The organism is Streptomyces sp. YGL11-2 (assembly GCF_050054615.1).
Classification (GTDB): Bacteria; Actinomycetota; Actinomycetes; order Streptomycetales; family Streptomycetaceae; genus Streptomyces.
In genome coordinates this window covers 35,388-47,668 of the sequence record NZ_JBNHIN010000041.1, presented here as the reverse complement: position 1 = coordinate 47,668, position 12,281 = coordinate 35,388, and the positions used below count along the sequence as shown (strand labels likewise).

13 protein-coding genes are annotated in these 12,281 nt (G+C 73.5%); 4 read left to right on the top strand and 9 right to left on the bottom strand.

The window, feature by feature from the left end; all coding sequences use genetic code 11:
* Positions 1 to 158: 158 nt before the first annotated feature.
* The 5 genes from ACO1BR_RS32900 to ACO1BR_RS32880 all read right to left on the bottom strand — a co-directional run bounded on the left by ACO1BR_RS32900 (position 159) and on the right by ACO1BR_RS32880 (position 4,352).
* On the bottom strand, positions 159 to 398 hold the full coding sequence (locus ACO1BR_RS32900) for a GNAT family N-acetyltransferase (RefSeq protein WP_426798780.1): 240 nt from the start codon (positions 396 to 398) through the stop codon (positions 159 to 161).
* 36 nt (positions 399 to 434) lie between these two features.
* A complete protein-coding gene (locus ACO1BR_RS32895; protein WP_426798758.1) occupies positions 435 to 857 on the bottom strand; it encodes a GNAT family N-acetyltransferase in 423 nt (140 codons plus the stop codon).
* 54 nt (positions 858 to 911) lie between these two features.
* Positions 912 to 1,802, bottom strand: coding sequence for an LLM class F420-dependent oxidoreductase (locus ACO1BR_RS32890; protein ID WP_426798757.1), 891 nt, complete (start codon positions 1,800 to 1,802; stop codon positions 912 to 914).
* Between the two features lie 211 nt (positions 1,803 to 2,013).
* Entirely contained in the window at positions 2,014 to 2,436 is a 423-nt protein-coding gene (locus ACO1BR_RS32885) for a phage tail protein (RefSeq protein ID WP_426798756.1), read from the bottom strand.
* Positions 2,437 to 2,870: 434 nt separating this feature from the next.
* Positions 2,871 to 4,352, bottom strand: a complete 1,482-nt coding sequence (locus ACO1BR_RS32880; protein ID WP_426798755.1) for an APC family permease — start codon at positions 4,350 to 4,352, stop codon at positions 2,871 to 2,873.
* Between the two features lie 514 nt (positions 4,353 to 4,866).
* Here ACO1BR_RS32880 and ACO1BR_RS32875 point away from each other — a divergent pair.
* The 3 genes from ACO1BR_RS32875 to ACO1BR_RS32865 are packed head-to-tail and all read left to right on the top strand — an operon-like array spanning position 4,867 to position 6,499.
* Positions 4,867 to 5,847 (top strand): LysR family transcriptional regulator, encoded by a 981-nt coding sequence (locus ACO1BR_RS32875; protein WP_426798754.1) that lies wholly within the window; start codon positions 4,867 to 4,869, stop codon positions 5,845 to 5,847.
* A 23-nt stretch (positions 5,848 to 5,870) separates the two neighbouring features.
* Positions 5,871 to 6,131 (top strand): toxin-antitoxin system HicB family antitoxin, encoded by a 261-nt coding sequence (locus ACO1BR_RS32870; protein WP_159506786.1) that lies wholly within the window; start codon positions 5,871 to 5,873, stop codon positions 6,129 to 6,131.
* Positions 6,128 to 6,499, top strand: a complete 372-nt coding sequence (locus ACO1BR_RS32865; RefSeq protein ID WP_159506785.1) for a fic family toxin-antitoxin system, toxin component — start codon at positions 6,128 to 6,130, stop codon at positions 6,497 to 6,499. Before ACO1BR_RS32870 ends, ACO1BR_RS32865 begins: the two co-directional genes overlap by 4 nt.
* On the opposite strand, the gene ACO1BR_RS32860 is transcribed toward ACO1BR_RS32865, so the two are convergent.
* The 4 genes from ACO1BR_RS32860 to bioB all read right to left on the bottom strand — a co-directional run bounded on the left by ACO1BR_RS32860 (position 6,479) and on the right by bioB (position 10,600).
* Positions 6,479 to 7,261, bottom strand: a complete 783-nt coding sequence (locus ACO1BR_RS32860; RefSeq protein ID WP_426798753.1) for a class I SAM-dependent DNA methyltransferase — start codon at positions 7,259 to 7,261, stop codon at positions 6,479 to 6,481. The genes ACO1BR_RS32865 and ACO1BR_RS32860 overlap by 21 nt on opposite strands.
* A gap of 41 nt (positions 7,262 to 7,302) precedes the next feature.
* Complete coding sequence (gene bioD, locus ACO1BR_RS32855) at positions 7,303 to 8,004, bottom strand: dethiobiotin synthase (RefSeq protein ID WP_426798752.1); 702 nt, start codon at positions 8,002 to 8,004, stop codon at positions 7,303 to 7,305.
* Between the two features lie 117 nt (positions 8,005 to 8,121).
* The gene (locus tag ACO1BR_RS32850; RefSeq protein WP_426798751.1) at positions 8,122 to 9,435 is read right to left on the bottom strand and encodes an adenosylmethionine--8-amino-7-oxononanoate transaminase; all 1,314 of its coding nucleotides are present in this window, start codon (positions 9,433 to 9,435) and stop codon (positions 8,122 to 8,124) included.
* The gene (gene bioB, locus ACO1BR_RS32845) at positions 9,428 to 10,600 is read right to left on the bottom strand and encodes a biotin synthase BioB (protein ID WP_426798750.1); all 1,173 of its coding nucleotides are present in this window, start codon (positions 10,598 to 10,600) and stop codon (positions 9,428 to 9,430) included. Before bioB ends, ACO1BR_RS32850 begins: the two co-directional genes overlap by 8 nt.
* A 180-nt stretch (positions 10,601 to 10,780) precedes the next feature.
* Between bioB and ACO1BR_RS32840 the strand changes: the two genes are divergently transcribed.
* On the top strand, positions 10,781 to 12,130 hold the full coding sequence (locus ACO1BR_RS32840) for an 8-amino-7-oxononanoate synthase (protein ID WP_426798749.1): 1,350 nt from the start codon (positions 10,781 to 10,783) through the stop codon (positions 12,128 to 12,130).
* Positions 12,131 to 12,281: the final 151 nt, after the last annotated feature.

The following is a 12,281-nucleotide window of genomic DNA, read 5'->3' as shown; positions in this document are numbered from 1 at the left end:
CGCCAGGACGCTCGACAACTGGGAGGTTCGCCCATGGCTGGACGCTCACACACCTTTCGCCGGGGGAGGGGAACTCAATAGTAAAGGGTCTGCAAAGCAGTGGAGACGGCGCGAGCCCGCCCCTCGGATACGGGGCGGGCTCCCCCAGGGCCTGCGGTTCAGTCGTCGAGATGCTTGACCCAGCGGCTCCACTGCGGCTCGGGCGCATACCCCGCCGCCCGCCAGGCATGGTGCGCGAGCCCGTTGCGGTCCAGCACCATGGCATCGCCGCGCCGGCCGCCCAGCGCGGTGAACCGCGCCTCGGCCGCCGCCGGCAGCGCGCGGCCGGTACCGCGCCGGCGGCGGTCGGGATGGACGGCGAGCCGGTAGAGATGGCAGCGCCAGCCGTCGAAGCCGATGTTCCGCTCAACACCGTCGGAGCTGGCTGACCATGCTCACACCAGCGCCTTCACCCACCGTCGCCAATGATCCTCACGCTCGTACCCCGCTGCCGCCCACGCATGGTGAGCCACCTCGTTGGCTTCGAGGACCATCGCATCGCCACGCCGGCCGCCCAGCTTCACGAACCGCTCCTCGGCAGCTTCGAGCAGAGCCTTCGACACACCTCGCCGACGATGCGACGGGAGCACAGCGAGCCGATACAGCGAAGCTCGCCAGCCGTCGAAGCCGGCGATCACCGTGCCCACCAGCTCGCCGCCGTCCTCGGCGAGCAGCAGCGACTCGGGGTCGCGCGCCAGCAGCCGCGCCACCCCGTCCGTGTCGTCGCTGATGCTGGTGCCCTCGGCGGCGATCTTCCAGAAGGCGAGGACGGCATCGAGATCGGCCGGCGTCGCGGCCCGGACCAGGAGTTGAGTCATGATCCGATCCCATCACCGCGCGCCGCGGCGTGTCGATCGGATTCCGCCCCCCGGTCAGCTGCCCTTCAGCTCCTCGATCACCGGCGCGAACGCCTCCAGGAACGGGTCCAGCACGGTGATGTACGAGAAGCCGTACCGCTCCCGGCGCTCGCGCAGCTGCTCGGCCAGCTGCGCCGGCGTCCCGATCAGCAGCGTCGGGACCTCCAGCGCCTGCTCCTCGTCCAGCCCCATGCCCCGTGCGGCGACATCCCGGGCGGCGGCGCGGCGGTCGTCGGTCACCAGCACCTGATGGACGAGGATGTTCAGCTCGGCCGGCTCGGCGCGGACCGCGGCGTACTCCTGGTACGCGGCAACCGAGGCCGCCAGCTTCTCGGGCGGCAGCAGCTCCACGGTGCCCTCCGGCTTGCCGGGTGCCTGCCGGCCGCCGGTGAACGCGGCGATCTCCGCGTGCTGCGCCGCCAGCCGCAGCATCCGCGGGCCGTTGCCGCCGATCAGCAGCGGCGGGCGCGGCCGCTGGACGGCCTGCGGCCGGTACTCGGGGTCGCCGAGCAGCCGGTCCAACTCCCCGATGGTGCGCTCCAGATGGTCCACCCGCCGCCCGGGCGTCCCGAAGGGCAGCCCGGCCGTGTCGTGCTCCGCCTTCACATACCCCGTGCCCAGGCCCAGCTCCAGCCGGCCGCCGGTGAGCGCGTCGGTGGTGGCCACCTCGCGGGCCAGCAACGCCGGGTTGAAGAACCCGGCGTTGAGGACGAAGGTGCCCACCCGGGGCCGCTCGGTGGCCTCCGCGGCGGCGACCAGCGCGGGGAACGGCGCCGGCCACCCCAGATGGTCCGGTACGAGCAGCACGTCATAGCCCAGCTCCTCGGCGCGCCGGCACTTCTCGCGCCAGGCCGGGCCCGAGTCGATGGTGAGCATGTTGACGCCGAAGCGGAACGGACGTGGCATGAGGCCCCCTGGGAAGTGCGGTCGGTACCGCATGGTGGTCGGTACCGCATGCGGTAACGATCAATGCTCCGGCTCCTATTCCCGGTTGGCTCCCGGCGTCCGGCCCCGATTGGTGCCCGTACGGTGCCGGAAACGGGGTAGCCCCGGCTCGTGGTCCGTCGAGCCGGGACTCCGGGCAGTACGGGACGACGGCCGGGATCCGGCGGCCCGTTCAGATGGAGACCGTCAACTCCTCGTATTCCAGCGTCACCGACTCCTCCGCGGCGCCACCTCCCGCCTCGTCGCGCAGGGTTTCCCACGAGGTCGGGAAGGCGTTGGCGAGGTGGAAGCGGCGCAACGGCGTACGGTCGGCGGCGTAGTGGACGACGGTCACCGCCTGCCGGGCGGGGACGTCGGTGCGGTCCACCAGGCATCTGGTGAGCCAGTCGGTGAAGGCGGTGCTCTTGTCCGGGCCGCGCACGATGGTGATCTCACCGGCCCGACCCGGGTCGTCCGGCTGCCGGCCGGCGCCGGGTGGTGCCGCGCCGATCGCCGGACCGGTCACCGAGCGGACCGTCTCCACCTGGAACGCGCCGAGTTCGATGCTGACGGCCGAGGGGAGCGGTGCGTCCGCCGCTGCGTCTCCGTGGGACATGGGTCAACTCCTGCTCTGCTCATGGGGACTGGGCCGGCCGGCCCCGTGTCCGGTCGCCGGACCGCTGCCCGAGTCGGTCCCACGGCATTCCCCGGCTCGCTCGAACGGAGGCAGGAAGAACGATTCGGCTCGCTCGGATGGCGCTGTGCCGCCGGAGCCCGGGACCGGCGGCGACCGGCGCTCGTCCACCGGCGCCGGCCATGCCCACCGGCCGCCGCGCCCCGGGTCTGCCCGGCGTCATCCAGGCGTACGCGGAAGGGAGTTCGCCGCCTCGTCCGCCTCGTCCGCCGTGTCCAGCCCGCTCCGGATCTCCCCGGAACAGCGCCGCCGCGGTCGTGGCCGCCCCCGCCGCGCAGTCGTCGATCAGCGCGTCGTGCCGCTCGGCGGCGGCACCGTCGACGGTGCTCGGGGAGGCGCCGGCGGTCGGTGTCGGGCTAGCCGGCCGGGCGGGTCTGGTGCCGATCGTCGTGGGACCGGGTGCGCAGGTGCTGGGTCAGGTAACCGGCGAGCCCGACGGCGAGCAGCAGGCCGACGGTGCCCAGCGTGAACGTCTCGAAGGTGAGCCGGGAGACGCCCCAGGCCGTCCGGAAGCGGTACGGGACGCCGACCGCCGCCTCCAGGGTGCCGGGGAACAGCGTCGCCCATGAGCCGAGCAGGATCCAGGCGTAGACCAGCAGCGTCGCGACCGTGAAGCCCCGGGTGCCGAACGGGACTTCGTAGGGCCGGGGCACCTCACGGTGGCGCAGCCGCAGTGCCAGCAGTGCGGGGACCAGCGCGAGGTAGGACAGGAGCAGGGTGGTGATGGCGACGGACAGCACGACGCCGAAGACGGCGGCGGCGTTGCCGTGGGCCACGTTCATCGCGGCGACCATGAAGGCGGTGGCGGTGACGCCGGAGACCAGGTTCATCCGGACCGGGGTGCCCAGCCGCGGATGGAACGCCCCCAGTGCGCCGGTGAAGAAGCCGCCGTCGGCCGCGGCCATCGCCTGCATCCGGTCGGCGACGATCATCCAGGCGCTGCCCTGGGTCAGCAGCGCCACCGCGAACAGCACCGCGGTACAGGTCAGCAGCGGCCCCCGCCAGGATCCGTAGATCCCGAAGACCAGCTCGGCGGCGTCCATGAAGCCGCCGATCCCGGTGACCCGACCGGGCGGGGCGGCGGACAGGATGGCCGCCACCGGCAGCAGATAGCAGCAGGTGGCGATGGCGCCGGTCCGCCCGATGGCCACCGGGACGTCGTGCTGCGGATCGTGCATCTCGTCGCCCGCCGCGTTGGGCGCCTCGAACCCGACGTAGGCGAAGAGCAGGACCGGCACCAGCGTCAGGAACCCGGCGGCCGTGGGGGAGAAGGCGGCCTGCTCCAGCCCGCGGAATCCGTGCTGGATGCCGTAGGCCACCGCGGTGACGGTGAAGAAGGCCAGCGCCAGCACTTTGGCGCCGGCGCCGGCCGTGGTGATCCACTTGCCGCGGCGCAGCGAGATCACCGCGGTGAGGATGGCGGCCCAGATGAAGACGAGCTTGAAGACGTAGTCGGCGAAGGTGCCGGAGCCGAGGGGGGAGACGAAGTCGTTCCAGGCTTCGGCGGCGAGGAACACGAGTGAGCCGCCGAGCCAGACGGGATTGGTGACCCAGTAGAACAGGGTGGTCAGCGCGGCGGGCAGCCGGCCGAAGGCCACCTCCACCCAGACGTACGGGCCGCCCTCCTGGGGGAACGCGGCGCCGGTCTCGGCGAAGATCAGGGCGTACGGCAGCAGGAACGCCACCGCCAGGACGGCGATCCAGGCGATGGCCTGGCCGCCGCCGGCGGCGATCTGCCCGATCACGTCGAAGGAGATCACCGCGGCGACGCCCATCGCCATGATGTCGAACCGGCGCAGACTGCGTTTCAGATGCGGAACGGGGGCGGGGACGGACACGGCAGCGATCCTCCTGGGGCGGAGCGGTGGGCGGGCGGTCCGGTCGGTCGCTCCGGTCTCCCGGCGGATCACATCGTGCGGCATCCGCTCCGGCCGCCTCGGCAGCGGCGCGCGGGTGTCGCGGTCCGCGACCCGTTCCACGGCGACCCTGACGCCGATCGAGTGGCCCGCCCGTCCACCGTCAACTGGCTTGCCTGTTCAGGGAGTTCGCGACACGGATCCCGCTGCCGGCGGCCGGCCGGCACGCCGGGCCGGCCCCCGCGCACCCGGGCGGCGCGGACCCGCCCCGGCCCGTCCGACGGATCGTCACCGCGCCGCGGTACGACCTCCGGGTGCCCCCGGCGGACCGCGGGCCAGGCCGGTCCGCCGCCGGGGGAACGGTCCGCCCGTGCGCTCGACGACCTGGCGCCCCTGTCCACGGAGGACTTCCCCCGCTAGGGTCGGCTGAGTTGTCGATCATGGCGCTTCCCCACGGCGCCCCTGGCGCCGTGCGCCGAGCTTCGAGGGAAGGGCCGTGGAACTCAACCTCCACCGACTGTGGATCTTCATGCAGGTCGTCGAGCACCAGGGCTTCTCGGCCGCCGCGCACAGGCTCTACATGAGCCAGCCGTCCGTCTCCAACCAGGTCCGCCGGCTCGAACAGTCGCTGCGGGTCACCCTCATCGACCGCTCCGGCACCCGCGTCCGGCCGACCGCCGAGGGCGAGGTGCTCGCCGAGTACGGCAAGCGGGTCTTCCTGCTCGCCGAGGAGGCGGTGGCCGCCGTCCAGCAGGTCGGCGGTCCGGTGGCCGGCCGCCTCCTGGTCGGCGGTTCCACCACCGTGGGCACGTACCTGCTGCCCGCCCTCCTGGCCCGCTACCAGCAGCGCCACCCCGGCATCGACTGCGACGTCTTCGTCGGCAACCACGAGGCCGTGCAGGAGCGGCTGCTCGGCGGCGGCATCGGCATCGCGGTCGTCGCCGGCACGCCGCACGGCGACCGGCTGGCCGTCGAGTCCGTCCTCGACGAGCACCCGGTCCTGATCGCGGCCCCGGACCATCCGCTGGCCCGGCGCAGCACCGTCGACCCCGCCGACCTGACCGAAGCCCGTGCCCGCTTCCTGCTGCGCGAACCGGGCTCCCGGACCCGCGAACTCCAAGAACGCGTCCTGGCGGACTGGGGCCTGGCCGCCGCCCCGCGCGCCGACATCTGGGGCCCGGAGGCGGTCAAGCAGTGCGTGGCGGCCGGCCTGGGACTGGCCCTGATCTCGGAACACGCCGTCGTCGACGAGGTCCGCGCCGGCACCCTCGCGGTACTCCCCGTCAGCCCGGCTCCGCAACCCCGCCCCATCAGCCTGGTACGCCGCCGGGACCGTGTGCTGTCCGCCGCGGAACGGGCGTTCCTGGAGGTCCTGCGGGGGCTGCGGAACCGTCCGGGGGAGCGGGCGGCGGGCCTGGTACCGGCGGGGCACGGGGGACACGCGGAGGGCGGTGACGGCGGCTCTTGCCGGTGCTAGCGGATCCGCGCTAGCTTGGAAGTGTGGCGAAGACACAGCTGAACGTCCGCGTGGACGAAGCCACCGCCGAAGCGGCGCGGGAGCGCGCCCTGCAGCGGGGAGTGAGCATGAACCGCTATATCGAGGAACTCGTCCTCAAAGACGCCGGAGAGGTCGGCCAGACCTTCGTCGAGGCCGCCTCCGACTTCATGAAGCAGTACGAACGGGTCTTTGCGGAAGAATTCGGCCTGGAGCAGGGCCGCACCCCCCTCAGTCACCCGGAAGGACAGCCGGGCACAACGTGACACTGCGCATCGATCTCGCCTGGCTCCTCCTGATCGCCGAACAGCACACCCCCGGAGACCCCCAGGTCACCGACTGGGGCGCCCTGGTGGCCGCGGTGGGCCGCCACGAAGCCGAGATATTCGGCGTCCCCGTCTACCCCGAACCCCAGGACCGTGCCGCCGCGCTCCTCCAACTCCTGCTGCGCGTACCGGCGTTGGAGGGGGCGAACGCCATGTTCGCGACCGCCGTGGCCTACGGCTACCTGGTCGCCAGCGGTCTGAAGGTCGCCACCTCTCCCGAGCAGGTCCGCGACCTGGCCCGCCTGGTCAAGGAAGGCACCGCGGACGTCCACGCCATCGCGGACGAGCTACGCACCTGGACGGTCTGACCCGGGATCACGCCGCGCGACGGTGATGATCTCCGGGCTCGCCGGCGACAGCGGACCGCGCTCCCAGTCCCCGTACCGCGCCTCCGTCACCAGCCCGGCCCCGGCCAGAAACCCCGCCAGCGCCTGCGTGCCGAGAAACCGCAGCGCGGCCCGGCTCACCCGCGGACCGGCCGGGTCCGGCCCGGTGAACGTCTCGGAGAACCGGACGAGTTCCCCCTCCACCGGCAGATCGACCTCGTGCGCGACCCGCACCGTGCGCCCATCGGGGTGCGTCACCTCCGCCGCCCGGTCCGGCGTCCACCGCTCCCACGGCCGGACCAGCGGATTGCGCGTCTCGAAGGCGAACCGGCCGCCGTCGCGCAGCACGCCCCGGATGGCGGTGAGCGCGTCGCGCAACGCGTCGTCCGTGGTGAGGCACTGGAAGGCGTGGCCGGTCATCACCACCAGGTCGAAGCCGCCGAGTCCATGGGTGCTGAGGGACTGCGCGTCGCCGGAGACCCACGTGATGCCGAGGTCCGTACGGCGCCGGGCCCTGGCCAGCATCGGCCCGGACGGGTCGAGCCCGACGAGGCGGCCGGTGTGTCCGGCCTCGCGGGCGCGGTGCAGCAGGGTGCCGGTGCCGCAGCCGACGTCGAGGACGGAGCCCGCGGCCATCACCAGGCCCAGGTAGAAGTCGTTGTCGGGGCCCCAGGGGTTGAGGAGGTCGTACCACGCGCCGAGATCGGGCACACCCTCCGTCTCGCCGTCCGCGCGCTCCGCCATCCCAGCAGTATGCGGCGCAACGCGCCTGTCGGGCGAGCGGATTACGCGGGCGTCCCGAACGCGCCCGAGCCGCCCAGTTCCGGGGCCAGCCAACCGGGGGCCGCGGCACGGAAGGCGGCCGGGGCCAGGGTGCCGGAGCCCTCCGGGACCAGGCCGAGGAGCGGAGCGCCGGCGGCTTCGGGGAGGTCGTCGAGGTTGCAGCGGCAGGCGAGATCGGGCGCGGCGGGCCAGCTGCCGACGACGACGCCGGGGCAGTCGATGCCGTACGAGCGCAGCGCCATCGCGGTCAGCGCGGTGGTGTTGAGGGTGCCGAGACCGGCCTGGACGACCACGAGGACGGGGGCGCCCGCGAGGCGCGCGGCGTCGGCGAGGGTGTGGCCGTCCGCGTCGAAGCGGACCAGCAGCCCGCCGGCGCCCTCGACCAGGACCAGGTCGTGCGAGGCGGCCAGCTTCGCCGCGGCGTCGGCGATCTCCTGCGGGCCCACCGCCGGCAGACCGGCCCGCAGGGCGGCCGTCGCGGGTGCCAACGGCTCCGGGAAGCGGGCGAGTTCAGCGACGGTGACCGGTCCGGCCAGCCGCTCGACCTCCGCCGCGTCGCCCGGCTCCTGGGCCGTGACGCCGGTCTGGGCGGGCTTGAGCACGGCCACCGAGCGGCCCTGGCCGAGCGCCGCCGCGGCGATCGCGGCCGTGGTCACGGTCTTGCCGATCTCGGTACCCGTGCCCGTGACGAACAGCACCGGCATGGTGCGCCTCCAAACTCCGTACTGATGGTGCGGGATGGGGATGGGATGGGATGGGATGGGATGGGGAAGGTTCGTGGTAGGGCGGGGGAGTGTCAACTTCCCCGCCTTACACGGGGTTCAGCCCTCGCGGGCCGCCGCGCGGACCGCGGTGCAGATCCGCGCCACGTCCTCGTCGCCGGTGATGTACGGCGGCATCGTGTAGATCAGGTCCCGGAACGGGCGCAGCCAGACGCCCTCCCGGACCGCGGCGCGGGTCGCTGCCGCCATGTCGACCGGGTGGTCGAGCTGGACGACCCCGATCGCGCCCAGCACCCGGACATCGCGCACCCCGGCGATGTCCCGGGCCGCCGCCAGCCCGTCCCGCAGCCCGGCCTCGACGCGCCCGACCTCCCGCGCCCAGTCCTGGGACAGCAGCAGCTCGACGGAGGCGTCCGCGACGGCGGCGGCCAGCGGATTGCCCATGAAGGTGGGGCCGTGTGCCAGCACCGGGAGTTCGCCGCGGGAGATGCCGTCGGCGATCTCCGCGGTGCACAGCGTCGCCGCGAGCGTCAGATATCCGCCGGTCAGCGCCTTGCCCAGACACATCACGTCCGGGGCCACCCCGGCGTGCCCGGCGGCGAAGAGCGTGCCGGTGCGGCCGAAGCCGGTGGCGATCTCGTCGAAGACCAGCAGCACGCCATGTGCGTCGCAGGCTTCCCGCAGCACCCGCAGATAGCCGGGGGAGTGGAAGGACATCCCGCCCGCGCCCTGCACCACCGGCTCCACGATCACCGCGGCCAGCTCCTCGGCGTGCCGGGCGATCAGCTCCCGCAGATGGTCCGCGTAGGCGCCGTCCGGCGCGGCGTCGAAACCGGCCGGCGGCGCGTCCGCGAAGATCTGCCGCGGGAGCACGCCCTGCCACAACTCGTGCATCCCGCCGTCCGGATCGCAGACGGACATCGGCTGCCAGGTGTCGCCGTGGTACCCGCCGCGCCAGGTCAGCAGTCGCTGCTTGCGGGGCTTGCCGAGCGAGCGCCAGTACTGGAGGCACATCTTGACCGCGACCTCGACCGACACCGAACCGGAGTCGGCGAGGAAGACGTGCCGCAGCGGCTCCGGGGTGATGTCGACCAGCCGCTTGGCCAGCCGCACGGCGGGCTCATGGGTGAGCCCGCCGAACATCACATGGCTCATACGGGACAGCTGGCCGCGGGCGGCCTCGTTGAGCACCGGGTGGTTGTACCCGTGCACCGCCGACCACCACGATGCCATGCCGTCCACCAACTCGGCCCGGCCCTCGACTGGCCGGGCCAGCCGCAGCCGGACGCCGGCGGCCGACTCGACCAGCAGCGGTTCGCTCCGGCCGGGCATCGGCCCGTACGGGTGCCAGACGTGCTGCCGGTCGAGCGCGAGCAGTTCCTCAGGGGAGAGTGGGGTGCGCGGCTCAGGCATTGGGCGGCAGATCGGTGCCGGCGCCGCGGCGGCGCACCGCGACCAGGTCGCGCCGGGTCTCGTCGGAGGGCGTCGGGACGCCGGCGGTCTCGGCCGTGTCGGAGGCGGATACGGGGGCGGCTCCCGCCTCGGCATCCGCCTCCGCCGCCGGCTCGTCGCCCCTGCGGTGTTCCGGCAGCGTCGTGGTGTCCGTACCCTCCACCTCGAAGCCGGCGTCCGCGATCATCGCCAGATCGTCCTTGCCGGCCTGGCCCTCGCTGGTCAGATAGTCGCCGAGGAAGATGGAGTTGACCAGATGGAGGGCGAGCGGCTGCATGCTCCGCAGGTGCACCTCCCGGCCCCCGGCCAGCCGTACCTCCACGTCCGGGCAGACGAACCGGACCATCGCCAGGATGCGCAGGCAGCGCTGCGGGGTGAGGTTCCACTCCTCGGCCAGCGGCGTGCCCTCGAACGGGATCAGGAAGTTGACCGGCACCGAGTCCGGGTCCAGCTCGCGCAGCGCGAAGACCACGTCGACCAGGTCGGCGTCGGTCTCGCCCATACCGGCGATCAGCCCGGAGCACGCGGACATGCCCGCCGCCTGCGCCTGCTGGACGGTGCCGACCCGGTCCGAGAAGTCGTGTGTGGTGCAGATGTCGCCGTAAGTGGCTTCCGAGGTGTTGAGGTTGTGGTTGTACGCGTCGGCGCCCGCCGCACGCAGCCGCTCCGCCTGGCCGTCGCTGAGCAGACCCAGGCAGGCGCACACCTCCACGCCCTCGTTCTGCTCCTTGATGGTGGAGATGGTCTCCGAGACCCGCGCCACGTCCTTGTCCGTGGGGCCCCGGCCGCTGGCGACCAGGCAGACCCGCTTGGCACCGCCGGCCACCCCGGCGGCCGCCGCCTTGGACGCGTCATCGGGCTTGAGCCAGGTGTACTTGAGGATCTCGGCCTTCGACCCCAGCCGCTGGGAGCAGTACGAGCAGTCCTCCGGGCACAGGCCCGACTTGAGGTTGACGAGGTAGTTCAGCTTGACCCGCCGCCCGAACCACTGGCGGCGCACCTTCCCGGCCGCGGCCACCACGTCGAGCAGTTCGTCATCGGATGTCGCCAGTACGGCGAGCGCCTCTTCGCGGGTCGGCACCTCGCGCCGGAGTCCCTTGTCCACCAATGCGTTCAGCAGGTCCATGGCGTTGATCCTGGCGTACGCCCCACCTCCCGGCCAAGGAGGATTCCCACAATGCGCGCCGATCGGGGTGTGTGTATCACCACACTGTCCCCGTGCGGAACGACCGCTAACGTCTATCGACAGCCCACAATCACGGCCGATGCGAAGCCCGCTTTCGAGGCCGCCGGACGAAGGACGCCGATGCCGCACGACCCCGCCCCGTCGCTGCTGTACGACACCCCGACCGCGGCGCCCGCCGCGCCCCCGCGACCGGCGACCGGCGCGGCCTTCGACTGGATCGACACCGCTCGCGCCGAGCGCCGCCGCGCCGGACTCGTCCGGACGCTGCGGCCCCGCCCCGCCGACTCCCCGCTGCTCGACCTGGCGAGCAACGACTACCTGGGACTTGCCCGGCACCCCGAGGTCGCACACGGCGCGGCCGAGGCCGCGTACCGCTGGGGCGCCGGCGCCACGGGCTCCCGGCTGGTCACCGGCAGCACCGAGCTGCATGCCCAACTGGAGCGCGCACTCGCCGAGTTCTGCGGATTCGAGGCGGCGCTGGTGCTGTCCTCCGGCTACGCCGCGAACCTCGGCGCGGTCACCGCACTCACCGCCCCGGGCACCCTGGTCGTCTCCGACGCGGGCAACCACGCCTCCCTCATCGACGGCTGCCGGCTCTCCCGGGCCCGTACCGAAGTGGCGCCGCACGCCGACCCGGAGGCCGTGCGCGCCGCGCTGACCGGTCACGATGGCCGGGCGCTCGCGGTGACCGACTCGGTCTTCTCCGTCGACGGCGACGCCGCGCCGCTGCCCGCGCTCGCCGACGCCTGCCGGTCCCGCGGCGCGGCCCTCCTTGTCGACGACGCGCACGGGCTGGGTGTGCTGGGCGACGGGGGCCGCGGCGCGCTGCGGGCCGCCGGACTCGCCGGCGACGCCGCGCCGCTGCCCGCGCTCGCCGACGCCTGCCGGTCCCGCGGCGCGGCCCTCCTTGTCGACGACGCGCACGGGCTGGGTGTGCTGGGCGACGGGGGCCGCGGCGCGCTGCGGGCCGCCGGACTCGCCGGCGACGCCGATGTGGTGACCACCGTGACCCTCTCCAAGTCGCTGGGCTCGCAGGGCGGCGCGGTGCTGGGCCCCGCCCGGGTCATCGAGCATCTGGTCAACACCGCCCGCACGTTCATCTTCGACACTGGGCTGGCGCCCGCGGCCGTCGGCGGCGCACTCGCGGCGCTGCGGCTGCTGGAGCGGGAACCGCAACGTGCCGCACGAGCCCGGGAGGTGGCGCGGGAGCTGCACGCCCGGCTCACCGCGGCGGGCCTGGCGGCCGTCCGCCCGGACGCCGCGGTGGTCTCCGTACGGGCCCCCTCCCCGGAGGCCGCGGTGCGCTGGGCCGCCGACTGCCGCGCGGCCGGGCTGGTGGCCGGCTGCTTCCGGCCGCCGTCCGTACCGGACGGGATCTCCCGGCTGCGGCTGACCGCCCGCGCGGACCTGACGGATGACCAGATCGCCTCGGCGGTGGGCACGATCGTGGCCACCGCACCGCCGGTCTGAGCCGTCCGGGCGGCCGTTCCGGCGCCGTACGGGGCACCGCCGCCCGGCCGACACCGCGCGCCGCGAGCGCTTCCCATGTCCCAAAAGCGGCCTCTCGTAGCAGAGTTCACCGCATCGGGCGATAGAACAGCGATAGAACTCTGTATATCTT